Source organism: Veillonella sp. 27098_8_77 (assembly GCF_041431535.1).
Lineage (GTDB): Bacteria > Bacillota > Negativicutes > Veillonellales > Veillonellaceae > Veillonella.
The window spans coordinates 36398-60262 of sequence record NZ_JAPVXW010000003.1 but is presented as its reverse complement, the minus strand read 5'-3'; the positions used below and the strand labels follow the sequence as shown (position 1 = coordinate 60262).

The 23865-nt window shown below is 41.6% G+C and carries 28 protein-coding genes; 20 read left to right on the top strand and 8 right to left on the bottom strand.

Annotation, left to right across the window (positions count from 1 at the left end):
- Nucleotides 1-18: 18 nt before the first annotated feature.
- From pcp to O3617_RS02815, 4 genes are all read left to right on the top strand, one after another.
- Nucleotides 19-672: a pyroglutamyl-peptidase I gene (gene pcp, locus O3617_RS02830; RefSeq protein WP_371448673.1), complete on the top strand. Its 654-nt coding sequence runs from the start codon at nucleotides 19-21 to the stop codon at nucleotides 670-672.
- 107 nt (nucleotides 673-779) lie between these two features.
- A complete protein-coding gene (locus O3617_RS02825; protein WP_371448575.1) occupies nucleotides 780-2108 on the top strand; it encodes an S-layer homology domain-containing protein in 1329 nt (442 codons plus the stop codon).
- Between the two features lie 109 nt (nucleotides 2109-2217).
- The gene (locus O3617_RS02820) at nucleotides 2218-2490 is read left to right on the top strand and encodes a type II toxin-antitoxin system RelB/DinJ family antitoxin (RefSeq protein ID WP_371448573.1); all 273 of its coding nucleotides are present in this window, start codon (nucleotides 2218-2220) and stop codon (nucleotides 2488-2490) included.
- Nucleotides 2491-2514: 24 nt separating this feature from the next.
- Nucleotides 2515-2598, top strand: coding sequence for a hypothetical protein (locus O3617_RS02815; protein WP_371448671.1), 84 nt, complete (start codon nucleotides 2515-2517; stop codon nucleotides 2596-2598).
- Nucleotides 2599-2630: 32 nt separating this feature from the next.
- Here the strand turns inward: O3617_RS02815 and O3617_RS02810 are convergent, their stop codons facing one another.
- The 8 genes from O3617_RS02810 to O3617_RS02775 all read right to left on the bottom strand — a co-directional run bounded on the left by O3617_RS02810 (nucleotide 2631) and on the right by O3617_RS02775 (nucleotide 10212).
- A complete protein-coding gene (locus O3617_RS02810; protein WP_371448572.1) occupies nucleotides 2631-3824 on the bottom strand; it encodes a protein kinase in 1194 nt (397 codons plus the stop codon).
- A 452-nt stretch (nucleotides 3825-4276) separates the two neighbouring features.
- Nucleotides 4277-5179, bottom strand: a complete 903-nt coding sequence (rbsB, locus tag O3617_RS02805) for a ribose ABC transporter substrate-binding protein RbsB (RefSeq protein ID WP_371448571.1) — start codon at nucleotides 5177-5179, stop codon at nucleotides 4277-4279.
- A gap of 9 nt (nucleotides 5180-5188) precedes the next feature.
- Complete coding sequence (locus O3617_RS02800) at nucleotides 5189-6124, bottom strand: ABC transporter permease (RefSeq protein ID WP_004694241.1); 936 nt, start codon at nucleotides 6122-6124, stop codon at nucleotides 5189-5191.
- Complete coding sequence (locus O3617_RS02795; protein ID WP_371448570.1) at nucleotides 6124-7605, bottom strand: sugar ABC transporter ATP-binding protein; 1482 nt, start codon at nucleotides 7603-7605, stop codon at nucleotides 6124-6126. Before O3617_RS02795 ends, O3617_RS02800 begins: the two co-directional genes overlap by 1 nt.
- A 57-nt stretch (nucleotides 7606-7662) precedes the next feature.
- Nucleotides 7663-8076 carry a D-ribose pyranase gene (gene rbsD / locus O3617_RS02790; RefSeq protein ID WP_371448569.1) on the bottom strand — a complete coding sequence of 138 codons (414 nt, stop codon included), beginning with the start codon at nucleotides 8074-8076 and terminating at the stop codon, nucleotides 7663-7665.
- A gap of 206 nt (nucleotides 8077-8282) precedes the next feature.
- Nucleotides 8283-9167, bottom strand: coding sequence for a ribokinase (gene rbsK / locus O3617_RS02785; protein ID WP_371448568.1), 885 nt, complete (start codon nucleotides 9165-9167; stop codon nucleotides 8283-8285).
- Between the two features lie 187 nt (nucleotides 9168-9354).
- A complete protein-coding gene (locus O3617_RS02780) occupies nucleotides 9355-9531 on the bottom strand; it encodes an antitoxin PHD (RefSeq protein ID WP_287503321.1) in 177 nt (58 codons plus the stop codon).
- 24 nt (nucleotides 9532-9555) lie between these two features.
- Nucleotides 9556-10212 (bottom strand): NAD(P)H-binding protein, encoded by a 657-nt coding sequence (locus O3617_RS02775; protein ID WP_371448567.1) that lies wholly within the window; start codon nucleotides 10210-10212, stop codon nucleotides 9556-9558.
- A 202-nt stretch (nucleotides 10213-10414) separates the two neighbouring features.
- On the opposite strand from O3617_RS02775, the gene O3617_RS02770 reads away from it, so the two are divergent.
- The 16 genes from O3617_RS02770 (at nucleotide 10415) to hisC (ending at nucleotide 23806) form a co-directional block, all read left to right on the top strand.
- Nucleotides 10415-10660, top strand: coding sequence for a type II toxin-antitoxin system prevent-host-death family antitoxin (locus O3617_RS02770; RefSeq protein ID WP_005375341.1), 246 nt, complete (start codon nucleotides 10415-10417; stop codon nucleotides 10658-10660).
- Nucleotides 10661-10662: 2 nt separating this feature from the next.
- Nucleotides 10663-10983, top strand: coding sequence for a type II toxin-antitoxin system RelE/ParE family toxin (locus O3617_RS02765; RefSeq protein ID WP_287503317.1), 321 nt, complete (start codon nucleotides 10663-10665; stop codon nucleotides 10981-10983).
- 275 nt (nucleotides 10984-11258) lie between these two features.
- The gene (locus tag O3617_RS02760; RefSeq protein WP_371448565.1) at nucleotides 11259-11711 is read left to right on the top strand and encodes a surface exclusion protein; all 453 of its coding nucleotides are present in this window, start codon (nucleotides 11259-11261) and stop codon (nucleotides 11709-11711) included.
- Between the two features lie 282 nt (nucleotides 11712-11993).
- The gene (locus O3617_RS02755) at nucleotides 11994-13568 is read left to right on the top strand and encodes an energy-coupling factor ABC transporter ATP-binding protein (protein WP_371448563.1); all 1575 of its coding nucleotides are present in this window, start codon (nucleotides 11994-11996) and stop codon (nucleotides 13566-13568) included.
- The gene (locus O3617_RS02750; protein WP_060807702.1) at nucleotides 13561-14370 is read left to right on the top strand and encodes an energy-coupling factor ABC transporter ATP-binding protein; all 810 of its coding nucleotides are present in this window, start codon (nucleotides 13561-13563) and stop codon (nucleotides 14368-14370) included. The genes O3617_RS02755 and O3617_RS02750 overlap by 8 nt, the downstream gene beginning before the upstream one ends.
- A 9-nt stretch (nucleotides 14371-14379) precedes the next feature.
- The gene (locus O3617_RS02745) at nucleotides 14380-15048 is read left to right on the top strand and encodes an energy-coupling factor transporter transmembrane protein EcfT (protein ID WP_005381391.1); all 669 of its coding nucleotides are present in this window, start codon (nucleotides 14380-14382) and stop codon (nucleotides 15046-15048) included.
- A gap of 220 nt (nucleotides 15049-15268) precedes the next feature.
- Nucleotides 15269-15769: an N-acetyltransferase family protein gene (locus tag O3617_RS02740; RefSeq protein ID WP_371448561.1), complete on the top strand. Its 501-nt coding sequence runs from the start codon at nucleotides 15269-15271 to the stop codon at nucleotides 15767-15769.
- 70 nt (nucleotides 15770-15839) lie between these two features.
- The gene (hisJ, locus tag O3617_RS02735; protein ID WP_371448559.1) at nucleotides 15840-16706 is read left to right on the top strand and encodes a histidinol-phosphatase HisJ; all 867 of its coding nucleotides are present in this window, start codon (nucleotides 15840-15842) and stop codon (nucleotides 16704-16706) included.
- 140 nt (nucleotides 16707-16846) lie between these two features.
- Nucleotides 16847-18451, top strand: a complete 1605-nt coding sequence (hisG, locus tag O3617_RS02730) for an ATP phosphoribosyltransferase (protein ID WP_371448558.1) — start codon at nucleotides 16847-16849, stop codon at nucleotides 18449-18451.
- 64 nt (nucleotides 18452-18515) lie between these two features.
- A complete protein-coding gene (gene hisD / locus O3617_RS02725; RefSeq protein WP_371448557.1) occupies nucleotides 18516-19793 on the top strand; it encodes a histidinol dehydrogenase in 1278 nt (425 codons plus the stop codon).
- A 50-nt stretch (nucleotides 19794-19843) separates the two neighbouring features.
- Nucleotides 19844-20443 (top strand): imidazoleglycerol-phosphate dehydratase HisB, encoded by a 600-nt coding sequence (gene hisB, locus O3617_RS02720; RefSeq protein ID WP_287503301.1) that lies wholly within the window; start codon nucleotides 19844-19846, stop codon nucleotides 20441-20443.
- Nucleotides 20444-20503: 60 nt separating this feature from the next.
- A complete protein-coding gene (hisA, locus tag O3617_RS02715) occupies nucleotides 20504-21235 on the top strand; it encodes a 1-(5-phosphoribosyl)-5-[(5-phosphoribosylamino)methylideneamino]imidazole-4-carboxamide isomerase (protein ID WP_371448556.1) in 732 nt (243 codons plus the stop codon).
- A complete protein-coding gene (hisF, locus tag O3617_RS02710) occupies nucleotides 21229-21987 on the top strand; it encodes an imidazole glycerol phosphate synthase subunit HisF (RefSeq protein WP_371448555.1) in 759 nt (252 codons plus the stop codon). The genes hisA and hisF overlap by 7 nt, the downstream gene beginning before the upstream one ends.
- 19 nt (nucleotides 21988-22006) lie before the next feature.
- Nucleotides 22007-22321: a phosphoribosyl-AMP cyclohydrolase gene (gene hisI / locus O3617_RS02705; RefSeq protein WP_005375309.1), complete on the top strand. Its 315-nt coding sequence runs from the start codon at nucleotides 22007-22009 to the stop codon at nucleotides 22319-22321.
- Nucleotides 22322-22383: 62 nt separating this feature from the next.
- Nucleotides 22384-22713, top strand: coding sequence for a phosphoribosyl-ATP diphosphatase (hisE, locus tag O3617_RS02700; RefSeq protein ID WP_287503295.1), 330 nt, complete (start codon nucleotides 22384-22386; stop codon nucleotides 22711-22713).
- A 10-nt stretch (nucleotides 22714-22723) separates the two neighbouring features.
- Entirely contained in the window at nucleotides 22724-23806 is a 1083-nt protein-coding gene (gene hisC / locus O3617_RS02695) for a histidinol-phosphate transaminase (RefSeq protein ID WP_371448553.1), read from the top strand.
- Nucleotides 23807-23865 lie beyond the last annotated feature (59 nt).

The following is a 23865-nucleotide window of genomic DNA, read 5'->3' as shown; positions in this document are numbered from 1 at the left end:
TCCTTATGAGGTGTTATGATGAAAACTATTTTAATTACTGGATTTGATCCATTTGGCGGTGAACCTATTAACCCTGCATGGGAAGCGGTAAAAACGATGGATGGTTATACAGATGGCGATTACAAGGTTGTTACTCAAATGGTGCCAACTGTACGTTACACATCTATTGATACTGTGAAAGCAGCCGCTGAAAAATGCGAACCAGATTTCATTCTCTGTGTTGGTCAAGCTGGCGGTCGTCCTGACATTACGGTAGAACGGGTTGCTATAAACTGCGACGATTTCCGTATTCCAGATAATGGGGGCAACCAACCTGAGGACGAACCAATCGTAGCCGATGGTCCTAGTGCGTATTTTGCAACATTGCCTATTAAAAACATCGTCAATGCATTGCACCAAGCAAGCATTCCGGCTAAGGTTTCTAACACAGCTGGTACCTTCGTATGTAATCACTTGATGTACGGCGTATGTCACTATGCGGCGCAAAAGGGCAATATTAAGGCCGGTTTTATGCATATTCCATACTTGCCATCTCAAGTGGTGGATAAACCAAATCAACCTAGTATGGCTGTTGAAACTGTACGTGCTACATTAGAAACCATCGTTTACGTATTGGCTCATGGTGAAAGCTACGCCGCACAGGATATTACGTATACAACACCACATGAATAAGTGATGTCTTTAATGCGTGTATCGTATGTTATATAGTATGATGATGCGGTGTAGAGAATATAGATTCATATATTTTGTTTGTGTATAGATGAGAGTGGGTTATCTCTATGAATAGAAAATTAGTAGCAAGTTTAGTGTCTTGTTTTGTATTGGGTTCTGTTAGTGCTTATGCAGCGAATCCATTTAGCGATGTAACGCCAGATTCTTGGGCATATCAATCTGTGTCTCAATTGGCGAATGCGGGCATTATTAATGGCTACCCAGATGGGACTTTCAAAGGCAATAAAGATATTACGCGGTACGAAATGGCACAAATGGTAGCGAAAGCCATGGCAAATCAAGACCGTGCTAATGCGGAACAACAAGCCATGATTAATCGTTTGGCCGATGAATTTAGCAATGAACTTAACACATTGGGCGTGCGTGTAGCAAAATTAGAAGATCAAGTTGGTAATGTGAAGGTAACAGGTAATTACCGTTTACGCTATCGTGGCAGCCAATTGAAAGATGATGCATATGCTTATGGCACGCATTCCTCCTTTGATTATCGGGCTCGTGTAATCTTTAATGCAAAGGTTAACGATAAAACCGATGCTGTTGTCCGTGTACAAGGTGCAGGTGAACTTGGCAATAGCAATGCTAACGTAGCTAAGGTAAATCTTGCTTATGTAGACCATCATTTTGGTAAGGACACAACATTGCGTGTAGGTCGTCAATTATATACACCTGCACTAGGGCTCATGTACGATGACCTTATCGATGGGGCACGCCTCATGTATAAACATGGTAAGTTAGATGTATCCGCTAGTTATGGTTACTGGTGGGGTGGTGCAGGTTACTACCAAGATAAAGAAAATACTATCACAGCTGCTATGCTTGAAGTAAAAGGTAAACTTAATAAACATGTTACTCTTGGCGGTATGTATGGTCGATTCCATAATGGTAAATTGTACCAAGGTCAAGATATTGATGCGGCTACAGGTAAACAAGTTAAATCCTTTATCGATTCCCCATACAAAAATATTTGGGGCCTTAATGCGAATATGAACTTCAACCGTTGGAATGTATTCGGCGAATGGCTAACAGCACCAGGCATATCTAATTCCCAAGCTTGGATGGCTAGCGTAGGTTATGGTAATTATAATATTAGTAAAGCTCGTACCTATAGCGTACGTGGTCAATATTACTATGAAGAAGCTAATTCTCCTGTCTTCAGTAGCGCCTTTGCACCAGCATATAGTTTCTATAACCAACATTATGTGGATACAAAAGGTGTCGCTCATGTACGCAATGGTTATAAAGGCTTTGTAGCTAATGTTAACTACGTTCCATATAAAAACGTATCTATTGGTGCATACTACGGCTTCGCTAATAAAGATATGGATGGTAACCACTTAGGTGATTACTGGCGTACAGACGTGAACTTCATGTTCTAATACATATTATATTTTACTTTTATAATGCGTTACAATATGTTGCGATTTTCGTTACAATGTATTGCGTTTTAAAAGCTGGTTCGCTATACTAAGTGTAAGAGGTGATAGTATGGCAACTACAAATTTGAATATTAGAACAGATAAAACAATAAAAGAGCAAGCTGATCAAATTTATTCTGAATTAGGATTAAGTATGACTGCAGCTATTAATATGTTTTTACGAGCTACGATTCGAACAAATGGAATTCCCTTTTCTTTGACATTGAATGAACCAAATCAAACAACTATAGAGGCCATCGAAGAAGGTCGACGTATAGCTAGAGATCCGAATGTGAAAGGATATCATTCTATTGATGAATTAAAGGCGGCTTTAGATGTATGACATATGAGGTGAAGTCCAGATTGGTTGTTAATATATGAATATATTGATGATATACTGGTGCTATCCTTGACTAGGATTGGGACCCATGCGGAGTTGTTCAAAATGTAATAAGAGGCTGTCATTATTGACAGCCTCTTTTGCTATTGTTGCGGTATATTAGGATGCATGAAATTGATGTGTTTTTCGTCGAGTAAACGGATAAAATAAGCAGCTCGTTGTTGTATGTAGGACTCTAATATATCTAATTTTGTATCTGTTAGTATATCTGATGGGATACGATTAAATTTAAATCCTAATAATGGTGTTAACATGGCACGGTGCGAATCGTGAAGATATAATTTTGCCAATGTATCAAAGGAGAGACCCCAAAAACTGATATCTTTCACACCATTTAAATCTGCGTATTCATCGTCAGTTATATTGTAAAATAATGAATTGCCATGATCGAAGAGAGGGGCTGGACCCAGGATACGATTGCTTTCATTATCGATGAGAACACCAAAATTGTTGAGGTGTCTATCAGTATTATGAATGAGCGCATCAAACACTATCATATCGGAAAATGGCATAATACCGTATAGGCTAGCGATATCGTGCTGCTTATCATACAACATGAGTTCATCCCGAGACATCGCTTCATCTAAGAGACCAGATATAGGCATATATCCAATCTGTTCTGATGTGAATAGAGGACACGCACTAACTAGTTGGTCGTGGAATGTAGTGAGTTTATATTCCACATGTGCTAACCCCATAGCGGCCGCAATCTGGCTAGCATATACTTCACTGAGTGCCTCAAGCCCTCCATTGGCATAGCGAGGTGTTGAACCTTTATATAAATAAATGACATCATTTTCACGATGCCAACACTTACGGAGCATGCCGTTTGTCGTGTATTCTGGGGTCGTCACAATGCCTTGTATATGACTATCTTCGCCGGTGAAAGCAATGCCTGCTACAATTTCACTAAATGGATTATCGTATAAATTAACATCTGACCATGAAACTGTGGAATGGGCCGGCTTGACCCAGAATGTATCATTTAAGGATAAACCATAGGTTACATCTAAATATCGATATGGATTCTCTGTATCTGAAATGGCATCTAATAAATTCTCAACAAATGCACGATTATTTGGAATCTTACGTTGTAATAACCAATTTTTTAGTCCTTTTATGGTAGGTTGCATATTTATTGGTAATGTCGCATTATCTATGATTGTTAAATCGCAAATATCCATACGGACTAACGAGGTTAGATTGACAACTTCTTCGTGCCTCTCGATGCGAAACTGCAATATAGGGGCGTTTTTGTTGAGTAATACGTATTCCATGCGAATCCTCCTTCCCTTGTGTATTTTATATATGCTCATTATAGCATACGAAAAAGTCTATATAATTAATATAGTTATTATATCAAACAAGGGGATCATTGTTGCTCAGCTATTGTTGATACTGGCGATTGGTGGAGGATACATAGTATTTACCAAAGTTTATTGAGTTTTTCAAAGTTTTTCTTGGGCGAGAACCTAAAGAAAGATAGTTTATATTGTTTAGGTATAAAATAATTATTGGTGCGGACATATATGTTTTATAAATTAGTACATGCCTGTAGTAATTCTTAGAAAGGGTATAAGGGGTACTAAAAAAATAGAACAGGCCTGTTCTATTTTTTAGAAGGGGATGTATTCGAAATCCTGTATCCTATAACCCTACAATTTAGCAATAAAAAGAGAGTCGCTCCAAATGGTGCGACTCTTTTTCTGTACCCAGTTTCTATATACAATTATTTTGTAACAACTTTAAGATCTACAGGAATTTTAGCATCTACAGCTTCGCCTTTAATAATTTTTTGAGCTGTATCGATAGCGATTTTACCCATTTGGTCTGGTTGTTGAGCAATTGTTGCAGCCAATGTGCCGTCTTTAACAGCTTTTTCTGCATCAGCAGTACCGTCAAAGCCTACGATGAAGATTGTTTTGCCTGCAGATTTAGCTGCTTGGATAGCGCCCAATGCCATTTCGTCATTATGAGCGAAGATAGCTTGTACGTCAGGGTTAGCTTGCAAGATATTTGTTGCTACGTTCAAACCTTTTGTACGGTCGAAGTCAGCACTTTGTTTTGCTACTACTGTTAAGTCTTTGTCAGCTACGTTGTGGAAACCTTGGCCACGTTCACGAGTTGCGGAAGCACCAGGGATACCTTCGATTTCAGCAACTTTTGCAGCTTTGCCTACTTTATCAGCGATAAGTTGTGCAGCCATTTCGCCACCTTTTACGTTATCGGAAGCGATGTGAGCTACTACTTTGCCTTTGTCAGCAGAGCGGTCAACAGTGATGACAGGAATATTTTTAGCATTTGCTGCTTCTACAGAAGTAGAGATAGCTGCAGAGTCTACAGGGTTGATGATCAATACGGAAACGCCGCTTTCAATCAAGTCGGAAATATCGTTTGCTTGTTTAGCAGGGTCGTTTTGAGCATCAACGATTTTAACTTTAAGACCAAGCGCTTTAGCTTGAGCCTCAACGCCTTCTTTCATAGTTACGAAGAATGGGTTGTTTAATGTGGAAACAGAGAAGCCGATTGTGCCGGATTTTTTGTCGCCGCCGTTATCAGCGCTTTTACCACAGCCTGCTACAAGACCGATAACCATGATAGCCATCGCCAACAGTAACAATAGTTTTTTCATAGGAACCTCCTAGGCTTTCTTGCGATCTGCAAGAACCGCCAATAAAATGACAATACCTTTTACAACTTGTTGATAGAAACTGGAAACGTCGAGAATATTTAACCCGTTGTTGAGGGTACCGATAATTAGGGCACCAATTAATGTGCCAACGATATGACCACGACCACCAGCAAGGCTTGTGCCGCCAAGAACTACCGCTGCAATAGCGTCAAGTTCGTAGCCTGCACCTGCTGTAGGTTGTGCAGAGTTAAGACGAGATGTGATGATTGCACCGGCGATACCACAGAGCATACCAGTTAAGGCATACACGAAGATTTTAACGCGGTCAATCTTGATACCAGCAATGTAACTAACCTTTTCACTACCACCTACGGCGTATGTTTTACGGCCTAAGGATGTGCGGCTCAATACGAACCAGAGGATGATGAAAGCTAGGAACATTGTGATAGCTGGTACTGGAAGGCCTGCAATATCCCCTTGGCCAAAGCCGTGGAATAGAGGATCTTGTGTAAGGCCTGAGATTGGGTTACCATCTGTGAATACTAGTGTCGCACCACGGTAGATGGTCATGGTCGCCAAGGTAGCGATGAATGGAGCTACGCGGCCATAAGTAATAACGAGACCGTTAATACCGCCCAATACAAGACCAGCACCTGCGGCTAACACGATAGCCAATACAGGGTCTGTACCAGTTACGATGAGGTTGGCCATCACTGCACTGGAGAGAGCGAGGATGGAGCCAACGGATAAGTCGATACCACCTGTTAAGATGACGAAGGTCATACCAAAGGCGATGATCGCATTGATGGATACTTGGCGTAACAAGTTACGCAAGTTAGAGAATTCAAGAAAACTGTCGTTCATGACAGAGATAATTACAAATAATAGGATGAGGCCGATGAGGGGGCCTAATTTTTTTACATATTGTAGAGCTTTGCTGTCCATTATTGTCCTCCTGTGGCTAATGTCATAATCGATTCTGGTGTTGCATCGCTGCGGTCCAAGATACCTGCTACGCGACCTTCATGAATGACCATAACGCGGTCGCTCATGCCGAGCACTTCAGGTAACTCAGAGGACACCATGATAATGGACACACCATCGTTCGTTAATTCGTTCATTAAATCATAAATATCACGTTTCGCGCCGATATCGATACCGCGCGTCGGCTCGTCCATGATGATAATGGATGGCTTTTTGCCAACCCATTTTGCGATAACTACCTTTTGTTGGTTACCACCGGATAGGGACGATGCCGGTTCGTGAATAGATTGTGTTTTAACGCCTAGTTTTTTAGACAATTCGTCAGCAAAGGAATTGAGCTTGCCGCTATCTAGTACATGAGATGGGCAAATGTCATCAAGGTTCGGCAATGTAATATTGGAACCGATGGAGAAATCGAGGATCAAGCCTTCGCTCTTTCTATTTTCTGTGATGAAAGCAATGCCAGCTTTGATGGCATCTTCTGGTTTTTTACAGTTTAGAACGGAGCCGTTTACTGTTACGGTACCGCCATTGTGTTTATCTACGCCAAAGATGGCACGCATGATTTCCGTGCGGCCTGCACCCATAAGACCTGCTACACCGAGAATTTCCCCTTTGCGTAGGGTGAAGGATATGTCGTTGTCAAAGCCTTCTGGTTTGAGATGGTCGATACTCATGACTACATCGCCTGGTGTGGTTGTACGAGCAGGATAGAACTCGTCGATAGAACGGCCTACCATGTGGCGTACCACTTCGTCTACAGAAATCTCAGCTGTCGGTTTCGTAATGATGGTGTGACCATCGCGCATAACCGTTATGGTATCACATTCGCTAAATACCTCTTCCATACGGTGAGAGATATACACGATAGCAACGCCGCGGGCTTTCATCTTGCGCATCATGTTGAACAATGTCGCCGTTTCACGCTCTGTAAGGGCGGCTGTCGGTTCATCCATGATGACAACCTTTGCATCCAACATCAAGATACGAAGGATTTCCGTCATTTGTTGATGTCCAACGGAGCAAAGGCCTGCCTCCGTTGTGAGAGGCAATTCGATGCCTAGTTCACGGCATGTATTTTCTGCCTCGGCGAGCATCGCCTTTTTGTCGAGCATACCAAATTTATTGCGCTTTGGTCTCATTAAATACAGATTTTCTAACAATGTTAGATTTGGCCAAATATTGAGCTCTTGGTGGATGAAAGCCACCCCGTTTAGCTCAGCCTCTCTTGGGTTCGGGAAGGTGCGCTCTACGCCGTCGATGGTGATTGTACCAGCGTCCGCCTTGTGAATACCGGTGAGGATATTCATGAGGGTGGATTTACCGGCGCCGTTTTCGCCCATCAAGGCGTGAACCTCGCCCTCCTTGAGGGTAATACTTACATCGCGCAGCACTTGGTTCGTGCCAAATGCCTTCGCAATGCCTGACATAACAATTTCCATAACTACTCCTATATGATTGGTGAAAGTATCTCTTATTGTATGTAATAGACTTTAATTTTAAGGACGATCGCTAAAGATACAATCGGCACGCAAGATAATATTCGCATATGGAGATGCTTCACCAGTTCGAATGATGCACTTGCATTGTTTTGTGGCTTCTTTAAAAGCATCGTGACTAGTTGTAATCCACTCAAATTCGTCGCAAGGGAATGTGGATTCCAAGAATGCATGACCCTTTGGATTAAAATCTTTCATTTCCTTAGCAATCTGGATTGCTTCAATCTTCATATGCTTTGTAATAAGTGATACAACCTGCTCAAAACTAGGCACACCGAACTCCAACGCAAGGTCAATCTTTTGAACCCCTTCAGGTACGGGTAGACCACAATCAGAAATACAAATCGTATCTGTATGACCAAGATCCGCAAGAACCTTGGCAATATGACTATTTAAAATGCCGTTTCGTTGCATAAATACTCCTTTCATTTCAATGAATGAGGCTGTTAAAGCCTCGTTCATTGTTCCCTTTATTATATAGAGGTCGAATGCATTCGTTATTAGATGATATTTGTTGGAGCTGAATAGGACTTTCAAAGCGACTTTGGCCCTGCGAAGGCCGTAGGCCGTAGTCAGACCCGGCCGGTGGAGCTTTTAAAGTCCTATTCAGTTCTCTAGTGTTACTTGGATACGAATGCGTCGACCTCATCCTTTGTAGGCATACCACCTTGGGCACCTAGTTTTTGGATGGAGAGGGCCGCTGCTGCGTTGCCGTAGTGGAGGGCATTGGCTAGGCTTTTACCATTGACGATAGCTGTTGCAAAGGCACCATTAAATGTGTCGCCTGCGCCTGTTGTGTCTACTGGTTCTACCTTGAATCCAGGAACAATGTGAATTTCTCCATCGTCTGCATAGCCCACACCTTGGCTACCGAGGGTAACGATGATTTTATTTTCATTGGCTAATAATGTTTCCTCTGTAGTTTTATTAGGGTAGAGGGCCGATAATTCGTGCTCATTTGGTGTAATATAGGTGGCTAGTTCCAACCATTCAGGATTGAGGTCAGCCGCTGGAGCCGGGTTTAAGAGGACTTTCACATTAGCCTCGTGGCAACGACGAACGATGTATTCGATGGTTTGAATAGGAATCTCATTTTGAACCATTACGAGATCGGCTTGCTCGATAGCGGACCAAGCATTATCGACTACAGATTGGTCTACCTTAGCATTAGCACCAGCAATGACGATGATGCTATTGTCACCTTCAGCTAATGTGATATGAGCAGTACCTGTTGTCGTATCTGGGACGGTGACGATATAGTCCGTGTTGATATGATTTTCTTTGAGGTTATCCAAAATCATTTGGCCATATGCATCTCGACCGATGCAGCCTACCATGGTAACCTCTGCGCCTAGTCGAGCTGCGGCTACCGCTTGGTTAGCACCTTTACCGCCGTGGGCGATGTGCAGTTCGTTGCCCATAATTGTTTCGCCTGCTGCGGGACGCTTATCCGCGAGGACCACAATATCCATGTTGCAACTACCTATAACAACAATGCGATTCATGATATCTCCTTACCTGTTTATTAGTGTATCTTAATTCTGTTATTAGTATAGCGTAAATAACGTTGTTTATCTACATAAATAACCATAAATTATGGGAATAAAAAATCGGTATACATTTTCTTGAGTAAGAAATGTATACCGAAGATATTTTGTAGTTTTATAAACCGTTAAGGATATTAATATTAGATTAGTCCAATTGGTGTATCATTTTATCAATACTATTGAAAGTTTCCTCTATGGTTGTTGTACGTCCTTGAATGATATCATTTTGTCCTTCCACTAGAGAGGTTAATATTTCTAACTGGGCTTTTAACATATTATATGTTTTATTTTCTAGGGTGATTGTATCATTTGAAAGTTCCATAGATATCTCCTAATATATGGTAGTTTATAAAAATGATGGTTTATCGTAGTGTGTACCTGGTTCACCTACACCAATGCTAGCGCGGCTGAATGGTGTTTCGTCTTCAATGTGTAGTATATCGTAAACGGCTTTTACTACAGCTTCGCGTGTAACTTGTGCATCGTTGAAAGGAGCGCCTTCAGCGATTAATTCATAATTCGTGTTCTCCATATTGTTATAGAGCCAAGGTAGACGCAAAATTGTGTAGTTCAAATTAGATTCGCGTAAAACGTTGCGCGCCTGACGTTCACCTTGTATATAGCTAATTGGTAGATTGTCAAAGGTGAATTTTTCTAAAGCCTTTGGAAACTCACCAGATAGGCCTGCCATGGATAAGCCGATGATGCGACGAATATTTTGGCGAGATAGTGCTTTCACAATAACTGCCATGTCACTGCCAGTTTCCATAGCACCGAGGAATACGATTTCTGTATTTTTAACGGCTTCCTCTAATTTTTTAGGGCTTTGGAAGGATCCTTCGATAACGGTTACCCGTTCGTGTTCTAAAATTTCCGGATGAATACGTGTGCTCAATTGACGTCCATATAATGTGATGTGCATATCAGTATATGTTAGAAGTGTTGCTGTCAATCGTTGTGCGATTTGGCCTGCAGCGCCTAAAATTGTGATATATTTGTACATGTAGACCTCCTGTGTGGGCGTAATTACTATATGCATTATATCATAACTATGTGACGAGGAAGTGAGAAAGCAATGTATAGTAAGATTCTGATTATAAAGCTGTAAAATTTGACGTTGAATTTACATGATAATTTAACTACAATAATGATAAGATATTTAAAAAGTGAGTGTTATATCACTAAAGTATTTTGGAGGTGATGGTATGCCGAATATAAAACCTATTTCAGATTTACGTAATTATTCTGAAGTATTGCGTGATGTTGCTATAGACAGTCCCGTATTCTTAACTAAAAATGGTAGAGGCCGATATGCAATTATGGATATTCAAGATTATGAACGTGTAATGGCTACAATAAAACTTATGGGTGCTTTAGAGGCAGGTCGGCAATCTGGTGAAGAACAAGGTTGGATTTCATCAGAGCAACTAAAAAGTGAATTGGGGATTTAATTATGGATAATCAAATTAGCTATGCACCAAAAGCACGAGAAGATTTGCTTAAAATAAAATCCTTTATAGAAGAAGAAACCGGTGATATTGAGTTAGCTAAGAAAACTATTTCGGATATAGTGACTACGAATGATTCCTTAAGCGCTTTTCCAGAAATGGGACCGCGATTATTGATAAATATAGGGAGTAAAATTGAATATAGATATTTGCTTTGTCATAATTATTTAAGTTTTTACCGTTATTTAGATCGTACTATCTATATTGATAGAATATTAAATAGTAGACGTGATTATCTTAAAATACTATTGGATGAAGTACATTAGTTCTTAAAAGCACTATCGTTACTAGATGGTGCTTTTTATTATGGGGTTGATATAAAATCTCGAAGAATGTAAAAATGAATCATATATAATCCTGTATATTCATTTCTAGAATATAGTAGATTTATAAAATGATTTTAATAGTAACATGAAGATGCGTGGACACTCTTTATAATTTGAATGTATTGTGATTTAATGATATAAAAGTGAGATTTAATCTTAATCTGTAATTGAAAGAGAGAAGGCATTCATTACAAAATTATTTGGAGGGAACTAACATGAAATTTCTAGATCAATTGGGAGATGCGGTTAAGGATGTAAAAGAATTAGCTAAATCCAAGGCTAGTGTTGTAAAAGACTTAACTGCTGATGCAGCACAAGAAGTGAAGGTGTTGGCTAAAGAAAAGGCCGCAGATGTGAAGGCTAAATCCGCTGATGCAGCGCAAGAAGTAAAGGTATTAGTTAAAGAAAAGGCGGCAGATGTAAAAGCTAAATCTGCTGATGCAGCACACGATGTAAATGAATTAGTAAAAGCAAAGTCTGCAGACGTTGCAAAAGATCTAGAAGCTACCCTTAAGGTAAAGGCTGAAGAGCTAAAACAAAAGGCTAGAGAAGTAAAAGATATAACGGCTGATGCGGCTAAAGATATTACGGATACCGTTAAAGAAAAATCTGCAGGAGCAGCGAAAGACATTAGAGCGAAGGTTGCTGAAAAAACAGAAACTAAATGAATAGCTGAAGAGTCAAGCGAAGAGAAGGCTGAATAAGATTTTAGATTGAATGAATCTACTCTATCTTTATATACATATATTGACATATGCTTTCTCAATGTATAATATATATCGTACATAGAAAAACTATATATAGTTTCAAGCGGCGACATCGTTTATTCGGTGTCGCTTTATTTTTTGTATGAGTTATATTGTTGGATAGAAAAGGATTATAAACTTTCACAATACCCATATAAATGTTAAAATAAACAGTATATATTCTATTGAAGAAAAGAGGGTATTATGGAACGGATAAAGGATCTCGTGTACACCCATGACCAGGGTGGACAGTTTAGATGGGTGACGGTGAGCACATTAATGCTCGCATTGGGTACAATTTTGCACTTGGTGAGCCCAAGTTTTGCAGGGGTTACGCCAAACTGGATGATTTCCGCGTATTGCGTAGCGATTTTGCTGACAAAACCTAGTGTATCTCAAGCATTGGGCATTGGTTTAGTGGCGGCCTTGATTGAGGTGTTAACCTCCAAATCTGGGTTCCCTTATGGTAACTTGTTGTCCGAACCAGCTGGTGCATTGGTGATAACATTCATTTCTCGCACCATGACATCTATGAAAATCGGTAAAATTGGTTCCTTTGAAATTACGCCGATTGTAGGTTCATTCTTTACGACTGTTGTATCTGGCGGTATTTTTGTTACGTTGTTATGGCAAATTGCAAACTTGCCTAATAATGTATATCTCTACGCTATGTGGCCTCTCGTGTTAGTGGTAGCGGCTGTAAATGCAGCAATTACACCAGTATTGTACATTCCAGCTCAAAAGATGTTCGCTAAACGAGGCATGTTGCCTACTGGTGGCGAAGCTTCTAGCGACCATAGCGGTCTCGTTATTACGCCAGAACGGGATGCAAAGATTTCCATTGAGCACATGAATTATTACCATCCTAAGGCGACTGCGCCTACGTTAAAGAACATCAACCTTGATGTACATGATGGTGATTTCCTCGTTGTAACAGGGCCTGCCGGTTGTGGTAAAAGTACGCTTTGCATGGCCATGGTGGGGGCGGTGCCTAAATTCTACGGTGGTCGCTTAGAAGGCATGGTATTCGTAGACGGTAAGGCTACAACGCAATTATCGATTCCTGAATTAGCAAACCATATTGGTGTTGTTCTTGCCGATTACGATACACAACTCGTAACGATGACGGTTCGCGAAGAAGTAGCCTTTGCTATGGAAAACCGTGGCTATGATCGGGCAACCATCGATGCTCGTTGTGCAGAGGTGTTTAAACAAGTCGGTATTGAAGGCCTTGAAGATCGTAAAATTACGAGCTTGTCCGGCGGTCAACGTCAACGTTTGGCGATTGCTTCCGTGCTGGCAACCAATCCATCTGTCCTCGTTCTTGATGAACCAACGAGCTCTCTTGACCCAGATGGGACGGCAGAACTATATCGTCTCGTAGGTGATTTAAACCGCAATCATGGTATCACTGTTGTGGTTATCGATCATGATTTGCATGCTGTATTGCCATATGCTAATCGCATGGCACTTATGGTAAATGGTGAAATCGTATGCGATAGCGATGTATCTACCACATTGGAATACATGTACAATCATGATATTTATGTAGAAGCATTGCCATCCGTATTTACAACGTATATGGAATTGGAAAAGGCCGGTTACCATAGCGACGAACCTTGGCTCAGTATTGAATCGGCTATCAAGGGTCTTCATCATATTGAAATGGCTAAGGCTATCGACCGTTCTCGCTATGAACATACAAATGTAAATGGTGAAAGTCAAGTTCAACAAGGTAATGATGTAGGTGAAAGTACAGGAGGTGGCGCACATGCTTAAGGTAGAAAATTTACGATTTGGCTATGTGCCTACCGTAGATATTTTTAGAAATGTAAACTTTACCATTCATGAAGGCGAATTTATTGCTGTAGGTGGTAAGAATGGTTGTGGTAAAACCACAATTACACGTCTTTTAGTAGGCCTTGAAAAGGCTGCTGAAGGCCACATCCGTTATAATGGTAAGGATATTACATCCATGCCACCATCTAAACGAGGTCAATTTATTGGATATGTATTCCAACAACCGGATCGCCAAATGTTTAGACCGACTGTGGCTACAGAGGTGGCGTTTGGGCCTGAATCTTTAGGCCGTTCTAAAGATGAGGTTACACACATTGTAGACGAAGTATTAGAGCGTTGTGGTATCAGTCATTTACGTGACGAGTATCCACCTACATTGCGCCGTGGTGAAAAGCAACGCGTTGCTATTGCCTCTGCATTGGCTATGCAGTCCCAAATCCTCATCCTCGATGAACCTACAAGTGGTCAAGATGGTAAGGAAACAAAAGAATTGTTAGCCTTGCTCCGTCAGTTGAATCGTGAAGGTCTTACGATCTTATTGATTACTCATGATATGGAAATCATGGCGGCTGAATGTTCCCGTGCCATCATCATGGGACATCGCACCGTATCCTTTGACGGCACACCAGAAGAACTATTTTCAAAATCTACCGATGAATTACATGATTTGGGCCTCACAAAACCGCCAAGTGTGGAGCTTTCACAAGCAGTACCAGGCTTAGGTTACTGCAAATCGATGGATGAATTACGGACGCGCCTTATCGCGCAATTGGCAGAATAGGAGGGAACCATGGAACGTTTAGTACCATTAACAAAAATATTGATGACCCTCGCCGTATCCGTATGGGCCATCTTCTTGCGGGACTGGATGTCATTGATGGCATTAGTTGTCGTAGAATTAGTAGCACTGTTGTTGACCGGTTTACTATGGAAACAATATAAGGCCGTGTTTGCGTTAGTTGTATTCGCTGTATTCTTAGGGATCATTCAATACTTGGGCAGCGGAGACGTCGTTTCTGCCGTTGTATCAGGCCTTCGTATGCTAGCCATGACGCTCGTGTTTATTGCACTTTTAGCAACAACTAAATTACAAGATTTAACAGCGGCCCTCGTGACACAATGCAAAATTCCTTATGAATATGCATTTATGTTTACCGCAGCCCTTCGCTTTGTACCTGATTTCATTGGTGAAAGTAAGGCTGTACAAGAGGCACAATCTTGTCGTGGCCTTTCCTTGGAAGGCAATATCTTTAAACGCATGAAATCCTATGGCTCTGTTATCCAACCATTACTCTTAAAATCCTTAGGCCGTTCTGAAACAATGGCTTTGTCCTTGGAACTAAGAGGCTTTGGTGGCAAGACACATAGCTTTGCCGCGTCCGTAGGTCTTAAACTAATAGACTATATAGTTATTGTTGCATTAATTGTAGTCACACTTATTCTATTTGGTGTACTATAGAGATATAATTGACTATTTCCTATTTATTATTAGTTAGTGTTATATATTTATGATATACTACAAATAGGTAGTGAAGCGTATAAAATTACCTACAATATAACAAAAAAGGACGAGTTGCAGCTCGTCCTTTTTCTTGCTTATTTTTTTGTCTTATTGTTGAGCCAATAGTTATAGGTAGTTACAACTAAGGTTGCTTCCATAAACTATTTTAGAGGAATATATGAGTGAATTAATAATTCGATTAATTGCAAAAGATGATGTGTTTGCTTGTTTATCTATTTACAACTACGAGGTCGAATATGGCGTAGCTACCTTAGATCTTGAACCTCGCACATTGGAAGAGTGGCATGAGTGGTATAACGCGCACAGCGATGAGCATCATCCTATCATTGTAGGAACCATTGATGATGTAGTGGTAGGCTATGCATCGCTTTCACCATATCGATTAAAGGATGCTTTCAAAAGTACTGTAGAATTGTCTATATATATTCATCAAGATTACCGTGGTCAAGGTGTGGCAACACAGTTGATGGAACGTATTATAGCTATGGCGAAATCCGATGATACATTACATAATGTGGTGTCCGTTATTACTGCAGGGAATGAGGGGAGCACGAAATTGCACAATCGATTTGGTTTTACCTATTGTGGTCTTACCCCTGAAGTTGGTTTTAAACATGGAAAATATCAGGATACCGAAACTTACGCATTATTGGTATAATAATAGATATTAAATACTTCATATATCCGTGGGGTTGCGGATGTATGCTATACATAGATAGGGGTAAGTTATGATAAATATGAAAGCAGAACGGCAGTTCATAGGCAATAGTACGTATCGTAGCCGATTGGTGGATGGTCATTTTCATACTGAATTATGTCCACATGGTAGTGGTGATAGAACGGCGCTTATGATTGAAAAGGCCATTGAATTGCGTATTGAAAAGGTGTGTTTAACAGAGCATGCTCCGTTACCAAAGGCCTTTGAAGCAGAGTACGGCGGCGATAAGGTCGCATACGATACGGCGTCTCTTAAACTCAATCAGGTGGATTCCTATCTCGAATTAGGCCGCGAATTACAACGTGCCTATGGTACGCATATCGATATTTCCCTTGGTTTTGAGGTGGATTATATCCCTGGTTTTGAAAGCGATATCCAAGACTTCCTTGATCGCTATGGTCCATTGACGGATGATAATATTCTTTCTGTTCACTTTATGGATGGTGTAGGTGGCAAATACTACTGTGTTGACTATAATACAGAGGAATTTGAAAAGGGCTTTGGCCCTTGGATTTCAAATCAAAGTGAATTGTATTATAAATACTTTAGTATTATTCGCCAAGCAGTGCGCGCCGATTTGGGTACGTATACGCCAAAGCGAATAGGTCACTTTGATTTAATCAAGAAATACCAACACTATTTCGGTTTTGAACATCATCTAGATAAACGGAATGCACAACTCGTAAGCGATATATTACATATTATGCGAGTTCAAGGTAGAGAACTAGATTATAATATGAGCGGATTCTTTAAACCTGATTGCGGTGAAATGTATCCGAGCCGCTTTATTCAAGGAATAGCTGCCATTATCGGCGTGCCCTTTGTGCTAGGATCTGATGCGCATAGCGTAGCTGATGTGGCAAAGGTTTGGGACTAGAATTAATACTCCTCTATTGACAATTCTATAGAGGAGTATTATTATAATTTTATACTTTAACACGCTAAAGCGATAAAATCTAAAAGAATCTATATATTTAAATAGAAATATTAGCATGGTTTATAGAAAGGATGATCCTCATGGTACAGAAACAGTTGCCTACAGGTTTTCGTGATGATATAGGTGCTGTAGCGGAGCGCAAGGATGATGTGAGTCAATATTTGCTCAGCCTTTGCCGCAATCGTCAGTATACAAAAATTTCTACACCCCTCGTAGAATACAAAGATGTGTTTAATGGTTATACATTAGGCCGTGGTCAACATATGTACGAATTCTTTGGTAGTTCTGATGCATCTGTGGTTATCCGCCCCGATTTAACCATGCCAATCGGTCGTTTCTTAGCGACTACGAATATTGAATTGCCTCGCAAGTTCTACTATCTTGGCGATGTGTTGATGAAAAACAAACAGCATCGTGGCGATATCAACCAAGTCACACAAGGTGGCATCGAAATGGTCGGCTATGAAGGTATTGATGCCGAATTAGAATGCTTTGCCATCATTAAAGAGGTGAACGAATCACAGCTCAATAATACCTTATTATTAGAAATAGGCGATGCTCGTTTCTCCCGTGCTATCACCGATGCATTGGGCTTGACCGATGGGGAACGAACGGATTTGCTCGATGCGTTATTTACAAAATATTTGCCACGTTATAACGAATTGATTAGCGAATTTAAAAATAATGCACTTTACCCATTCCTTATGATTTGGCCTCGCTTATTTGGCACTGTAAATGATATTAAAAATGAGCTCACTCAAGTGATTTTGCCTGCTGGTGCACAACGTATTTTAGATAGCCTTATGGATTTAGCCGGACAAATCGAGGCAACTGGCCAACAAGTTCGCATTGATGTGTCTACAGAACCGCTTCAATCCTATTACACAGGCTTTACCTTTAGAGGTTATGTAGATGGCGTATCTCAATACATCGTCAGCGGTGGTCGCTATGATGGTCTCTTGTCCGGATTTGATGGTACACCGATGCCATCCGTTGGTATGGCTTTCAACATCGATGTCCTTACGGATGTGCTTATGCAAGGTGAAAGCAACATTCAAGATAATGGTAAATTGCGTATCGCCTTGACAAAGGGCCGCGTTGAAAAGGATTTTATTCCACTCTTAGAGTCCTGTGGTATTGACTGCGAACCATTACGTAACAAAGCGCGCAAGTTAATCATCCCATTAGGTGATTCGGTAGAGGTCATCCTAGTGAAGGGCCCTGATGTAACGACATATTTGAATAATGGCGTTGTTGATTTGGGCATCGTTGGTAGCGATGTACTGGATGAACAAGATAATACATCCTATGAAATGCTAGATTTAAAAACGGGACAATGTCAATTTATCTTGGCCTCCTTAGAAGGGTATAATCCGAAGGAAGGCCGTCGTCAGCGGATTGGTACGAAATATCCAACCATTACAAAACAATATTTCGGATCCCAAGACGTAGAAATCATCAAAATTGAAGGTTCCGTTGAATTGGCTCCGCTCGTAGGCTTAGCCGATGCCATCGTAGATATTACAGAAACAGGTACAACGCTACGAGAAAACAATCTTAAAATCTATGATTGGCTCCAACCAATTTCGACCCGTCTTGTGGCGAACCCACTAGCGTTAAAACAAAAAAGAAATACTATCTTTGCGTTGATTGACCAATTACAATCAGCCATTGATAACAAATAATTATATCGCTACAGTAATGTAGTGAGAGATATATAATATACATAGTTTGAAATGAGGACATACAATGAAAATTTACAAAGAATCTCTTGAAGCAATGCTTAGCATTGTCCGTCAATATACACAACAAACAACAGATATGGAAATTGAACGCCGCGTGCATGATATTATCGAAAATGTACGTGCTAATGGCGATGCAGCACTCCGTGAATATTCTGAAAAATTCGATGGCGTAAAACTTGATGATTTTAAGGTAGATCAATCCATCATCGATGCAGCATGGGACAATTTACCAGAAGATTTGAAACACGCTTTATTGGTAGCGAAGAAAAACATTACCGAATTCCACAGTCGTGAAATTGAACAAGGCTTTGTAGACATGGATACACCAGGTATCACGCGTGGTCAAAAGGTAACTCCATTGGCTCGTGTTGGCCTCTATGTTCCTGGTGGTACAGCCGCATATCCATCTACCATTATGATGACTGCATTGCCTGCAAAAATCGCTGGTGTTAAGGAAATTATCATGGTAACCCCTCCACAAAAGGATGGCATTAATCCTGCTGTACTAGGCGCTGCAAAACTTGCTGGCGTTGATGCGGTATACCAAGTAGGTGGTGCTCAAGGCGTAGCAGCTCTTGCGTATGGTTCTGAACAAATTCCGAAGGTAGATAAAATCGTAGGCCCTGGTAACATTTATGTGGCTACTGCAAAACGCCAAGTATTTGGCCAAGTTGATATCGACATGATTGCCGGCCCTAGTGAAATTGGCGTTATCGCGGATGAAAGTGCTAATCCAGTACATCTTGCTGCGGACTTATTATCCCAAGCGGAACATGACCCACGAGCTCGTGCCATCATGGTTACAAATAGTGAAAAACTAGCTAACCTCGTATCCGATGAGGTAGAACGTCAACTTTCACAATTACCTCGTGAAAGCATTGCACGTCCAGCTATCGAAAACAATAGCTACATTGCCGTTATGGATAGCGTAGAAGATATGTTTACTGTTATGAACGAAGTGGCACCAGAACATTTGGAAATTCAATTACCAGATCCTATGGAATATATGAGCATGGTAGAAAATGCAGGTTCCGTGTTCCTTGGCAGATATGCATCTGAACCGTTGGGCGACTATGTAGGCGGTACAAATCACGTATTACCTACGAGCGGTACTGCAAAATTCTCGTCCCCCCTTGGTGTGTACGATTTCGTAAAACGCATTTCCTTTACTCAATTTAGCCGTGAACGCTTACAAGAGGTTGCGAAGGATATTACTACCTTGGCTCGTACAGAAGGACTTGAAGCACATGCTCGTGCTATTGAAGTGCGCTTTGAAAAATAATTGTTGGATGGGAACGCCTTAAAGGGCTTCCTTAATAATAAGAGGATACTATGATGAGAACAAATCGGTCAGCTACGGTAACTCGTAAAACGGGCGAAACAGATATTACAATTACACTTACCCTAGATGGAAATCAGGATATTCACGTCGATACAGGCATCGGTTTCCTTGATCATATGCTCCGTTTATTGGCGAAACATGGCCGTTTTGGCCTGGCTGTAAAAGCCGTAGGCGATACGTACGTAGATGCGCATCATACGGTAGAGGATATTGCATTGACTTTAGGACAAGCCTTGACACAGGCTCTAGGTGACAAGGCGGGTATCGAGCGTTATGGCGACGCGTGGGTGCCTATGGATGAAGCGTTGACACAGGTTGTCATCGATCTCAGTGGTCGTCCATACCTCGTGTTTAATGGTGAATTTACGACACCTGTATTGGGAGGCAATTTTGAAACAGAATTGGTAGAGGATTTCTTCCAAGCCTTGGCCGTTAGTGGTGCCATGAATTTACATGTGCGCAATGAATATGGTCGCAATACGCATCATATTATTGAAAGCATGTTCAAGGCTACTGGTCGCGCATTGCGTAAGGCCGTTACGATTAACCCGGACATTCAAGGTGTGAATTCTACAAAGGGCATGATTTAATATAGCCCTTATGAATGGTGAAAACCGGGCCACATAAGGCTCGTGAGTAGAGGAGATACTATGATTTTTCCAGCTATAGATTTACAAGATGGTCGCAGTGTACGCTTGTATAAGGGCGATTTTGCAAAGGAGACCATTATCAATCCAGATCCGGTTGACCAAGCATCTCAGTACGAGGCTGCTGGCGTTGGCGCTTTGCACCTCGTCGATTTAGATGGGGCAAAGGCGGGGAAACCAGTTATTGTGGATATCGTTAAACGGGTGCGCGCTGCATTTACAGGTGTGTTAGAAATCGGTGGCGGTATTCGTGACAAAGATGCGGTAGACTTATATTTAGAAATGGGCGTTAATCGCGTTATTCTCGGTTCCGTAGCCCTTAAAAATCCTGAATTGACGAAACAGGTTATCGCCGAATACGGTCCAGAACGCATCGTTATCGGCGTAGACGGCAAGAATGGTAAGGTTGCTGCAGAAGGTTGGCTCGACCAATCTGATGTGCCTATGACCGACCTTATCGGTGCTATGGTGGCTGCCGGTGCAAAGTATTTTATCGTTACCGATGTGGACCGAGATGGCACAATGCAAGGTGCTAATGAAGACCTATTGGGTTCCTTACAAGATCAATTCCCGACGGCCCGTATTGTTGCATCCGGTGGTGTCCGCAATTTAGAGGATATTAAGAATCTTGAAAAACGCGGTGTTGTGGATAGCATCGTAGGTAAGGCTTTATATGAACGCACCATTACATTAGAGGAAATTGCTGCGTTTAATAAGGAGAAAGCATCATGTTAGCGAAACGGATTATTCCTTGTTTAGACGTAGATAATGGACGCGTAAAAAAAGGCGTTAACTTTGTAAATCTCGTTGATGTAGGCAGCCCTGTCGATATTGCGGCTACCTATGAGGAACAGGGCGCCGATGAACTCGTATTCCTCGATATTACGGCTACGGTGGACAGACGTACGACGATGCGCGATGTGGTGACAGATATTTCAAAACATGTGTTCATGCCCCTCACCGTAGGTGGTGGCATTAAAACAGTGGACGATATGAGCGCGCTATTGAAAGCTGGCGCCGATAAGGTATCGCTTAATTCAGCTGCTTTAGCGCATCCAGAACTCATCAGTGAAGGCGCTCAAAAGTTTGGCAACCAATGTATGGTAGTAGCTATTGATGTAAAAACGGATCCAGAGACTGGCAAATGGTATGTGTATACCCATGGTGGTCGTAAGCGTAGTGATTGGGAAGCCCTAGCGTGGGCTAAAGAAGCGGTGAGCCGTGGCGCTGGTGAGTTATTGGTAACAAGCATGGATAAGGATGGCACTAAATCCGGCTTTGATATTAAATTATATAAGGCCTTGGAAGAGGTCGTAGATGTACCGATTATAGCCTCTGGTGGAGCTGGTACGGTACAGCATTTTATCGATGTTTTTACCGAGACCGGCGTTACTGGTGCGCTAGCAGCGTCTATATTCCACTTTGGTGAAATCAGTATTCCCGATTTGAAAGCCCAATTGAAGGCAGCGGGCATTGCTGTTAGATAGGTAGGAGATTGTAGCATACATGAAACCAGACTTTAATAAAGGTGGCGGCCTGTTACCAACAGTCGTTCAAGATAATACAACAAAAGCAGTGCTCATGGTGGCGTGGATGAACGAAGAAAGCTTTCACAAAACACTGGAAACCAAGGAAACATGGTTCTGGTCTCGTTCTCGCCAAGAACTTTGGCATAAAGGCGGTACCAGTGGCAATGTGCAACACGTGGTGGATATGAAGCTCGATTGCGATGGCGATACATTACTGGTTCTCGTTAATGCAGAAGGGCCTGCATGTCATACAGGAGCGGTGAGCTGCTTTTTTAACGATGTAGAAGCGTAGAGAAATACGAAATATGAGGTGAGACGACGCATAGGCGTTAGCTTTCACAAAGGAGAAGAACAATGGCCAATCAACAAACATTAGAAGAATTATATGCCATTATCAAAGGGCGCAAGGAAACACCAAAGGAAGGATCCTATACAAATTACTTATTCGATAAGGGACTCGATAAAATCTTGAAAAAGGTCGGCGAAGAAGCAACAGAAGTTGTTATCGCTGCTAAAAACGGAGATCCACAAGAACTAGTATATGAAACAGCAGACGTACTCTATCATTTGCTCGTGCTATTAGTAGAAAAAGGCGTTCCTTACGAAGCCATCTTAGAAGAGTTGGCAAGCCGTGAAGGCGTCATCAGTAAAACACAGGAACGCAAAGCGATTACAGATTTGTAAGGAGTAGAGTATGAAGAAGATTATTGGCCAATTAAAGCCCTATGTGCCAGAGGAACCGGCTGAATCCGTCAAAGCTCGCCTCGGTGTGGAGCGTCTTGTGCGATTGTCAGCCAACGAAAACCCTTATGGTACATCGCCAAAGGTGCGCGAAGCAGTATTAGATTATGTGACAAACAATGATGCCAATCTATATCCTGATGGCAATGCATCATCCTTGCGAAGCGTATTAGCGGATTATTGGAAGGTAGCGGAAAATCAACTTGTTATTGGCGTCGGCCTTGATGAAGTGATTTCCATGGTAAATAAAACATTTATCAATGCCGGTGATTCCATCGTTATCAGCGTGCCCGCATTCTCTGAATACGGCCTTAATGGTCTTGTAGAAGGTGCTGTGATTCGCGAAGTGCCTTGTATTGAAGCAACAGGGCAATACGATTTTAATGCCATGCGTCAAGCCGTAGATACTACAACACGCCTTGTATGGATTTGTAACCCTAACAATCCAACAGGGACCTATGAAAACGTTGAAGATATTCGCACCTTTATCAGCACATTGCCGAAAGATGTGTTAGTCATCATCGATGAAGCCTATATCGATTTCGTAACCTCCGTAGAGGTGCCAACCGCACGAGCTTTGCTTGATGAATTCCCTAATGTGTTTATTATGAGAACCTTCTCGAAGGCTTATGGCCTCGCAAACTACCGCGTTGGTTATATGATGAGTAGTGCTGAATTAGCGAATTATATACAAACGATTCGCTTGCCTTATAATTTGAATACATTGTCCCAAGTGGCTGCTGAGGCGGCCTTTGGTGATCGTGAATTTTTGCGTAGCACTGTAGAAAAGAATGCGGCAGAACGCGCTTTGTGGGAACAAACGTTGGATGAAGTAGGTGGCACGTATTATAAGAGCGGTGCTAATTTTATCTTTATGTCCGTACCTAATGCGGATGGCCTCGCTGATGAATGGCTCGCTAAGGGCTACCAAGTGCGCCGTGGGCAACGAGAAAACTGGTTGCGCGTAACATTGCCGACCGCTAGTGATGGCGCTATTATGCGTTCTATTTTGAAAGACTATATGGCTCGCCAATAATACAGGTCGCGTATATGCGATGAATCTTGCTATTTACATAGGCGTGAAAGAAAGGATGT

Bases quoted from the DNA above. Each gene is read 5' to 3' on its own strand.
- pcp (WP_371448673.1), top strand. From the start codon at position 19: ATGAAAACTATTTTAATTACTGGATTTGATCCATTTGGCGGTGAACCT.
- O3617_RS02825 (WP_371448575.1), top strand. From the start codon at position 780: ATGAATAGAAAATTAGTAGCAAGTTTAGTGTCTTGTTTTGTATTGGGT.
- O3617_RS02820 (WP_371448573.1), top strand. From the start codon at position 2,218: ATGGCAACTACAAATTTGAATATTAGAACAGATAAAACAATAAAAGAG.
- O3617_RS02810 (WP_371448572.1), bottom strand. From the start codon at position 3,824: ATGGAATACGTATTACTCAACAAAAACGCCCCTATATTGCAGTTTCGC.
- rbsB (WP_371448571.1), bottom strand. From the start codon at position 5,179: ATGAAAAAACTATTGTTACTGTTGGCGATGGCTATCATGGTTATCGGT.
- O3617_RS02800 (WP_004694241.1), bottom strand. From the start codon at position 6,124: ATGGACAGCAAAGCTCTACAATATGTAAAAAAATTAGGCCCCCTCATC.
- O3617_RS02795 (WP_371448570.1), bottom strand. From the start codon at position 7,605: ATGGAAATTGTTATGTCAGGCATTGCGAAGGCATTTGGCACGAACCAA.
- rbsD (WP_371448569.1), bottom strand. From the start codon at position 8,076: ATGCAACGAAACGGCATTTTAAATAGTCATATTGCCAAGGTTCTTGCG.
- rbsK (WP_371448568.1), bottom strand. From the start codon at position 9,167: ATGAATCGCATTGTTGTTATAGGTAGTTGCAACATGGATATTGTGGTC.
- O3617_RS02780 (WP_287503321.1), bottom strand. From the start codon at position 9,531: ATGGAACTTTCAAATGATACAATCACCCTAGAAAATAAAACATATAAT.
- O3617_RS02775 (WP_371448567.1), bottom strand. From the start codon at position 10,212: ATGTACAAATATATCACAATTTTAGGCGCTGCAGGCCAAATCGCACAA.
- O3617_RS02770 (WP_005375341.1), top strand. From the start codon at position 10,415: ATGCCGAATATAAAACCTATTTCAGATTTACGTAATTATTCTGAAGTA.
- O3617_RS02765 (WP_287503317.1), top strand. From the start codon at position 10,663: ATGGATAATCAAATTAGCTATGCACCAAAAGCACGAGAAGATTTGCTT.
- O3617_RS02760 (WP_371448565.1), top strand. From the start codon at position 11,259: ATGAAATTTCTAGATCAATTGGGAGATGCGGTTAAGGATGTAAAAGAA.
- O3617_RS02755 (WP_371448563.1), top strand. From the start codon at position 11,994: ATGGAACGGATAAAGGATCTCGTGTACACCCATGACCAGGGTGGACAG.
- O3617_RS02750 (WP_060807702.1), top strand. From the start codon at position 13,561: ATGCTTAAGGTAGAAAATTTACGATTTGGCTATGTGCCTACCGTAGAT.
- O3617_RS02745 (WP_005381391.1), top strand. From the start codon at position 14,380: ATGGAACGTTTAGTACCATTAACAAAAATATTGATGACCCTCGCCGTA.
- O3617_RS02740 (WP_371448561.1), top strand. From the start codon at position 15,269: ATGAGTGAATTAATAATTCGATTAATTGCAAAAGATGATGTGTTTGCT.
- hisJ (WP_371448559.1), top strand. From the start codon at position 15,840: ATGATAAATATGAAAGCAGAACGGCAGTTCATAGGCAATAGTACGTAT.
- hisG (WP_371448558.1), top strand. From the start codon at position 16,847: ATGGTACAGAAACAGTTGCCTACAGGTTTTCGTGATGATATAGGTGCT.
- hisD (WP_371448557.1), top strand. From the start codon at position 18,516: ATGAAAATTTACAAAGAATCTCTTGAAGCAATGCTTAGCATTGTCCGT.
- hisB (WP_287503301.1), top strand. From the start codon at position 19,844: ATGATGAGAACAAATCGGTCAGCTACGGTAACTCGTAAAACGGGCGAA.
- hisA (WP_371448556.1), top strand. From the start codon at position 20,504: ATGATTTTTCCAGCTATAGATTTACAAGATGGTCGCAGTGTACGCTTG.
- hisF (WP_371448555.1), top strand. From the start codon at position 21,229: ATGTTAGCGAAACGGATTATTCCTTGTTTAGACGTAGATAATGGACGC.
- hisI (WP_005375309.1), top strand. From the start codon at position 22,007: ATGAAACCAGACTTTAATAAAGGTGGCGGCCTGTTACCAACAGTCGTT.
- hisE (WP_287503295.1), top strand. From the start codon at position 22,384: ATGGCCAATCAACAAACATTAGAAGAATTATATGCCATTATCAAAGGG.
- hisC (WP_371448553.1), top strand. From the start codon at position 22,724: ATGAAGAAGATTATTGGCCAATTAAAGCCCTATGTGCCAGAGGAACCG.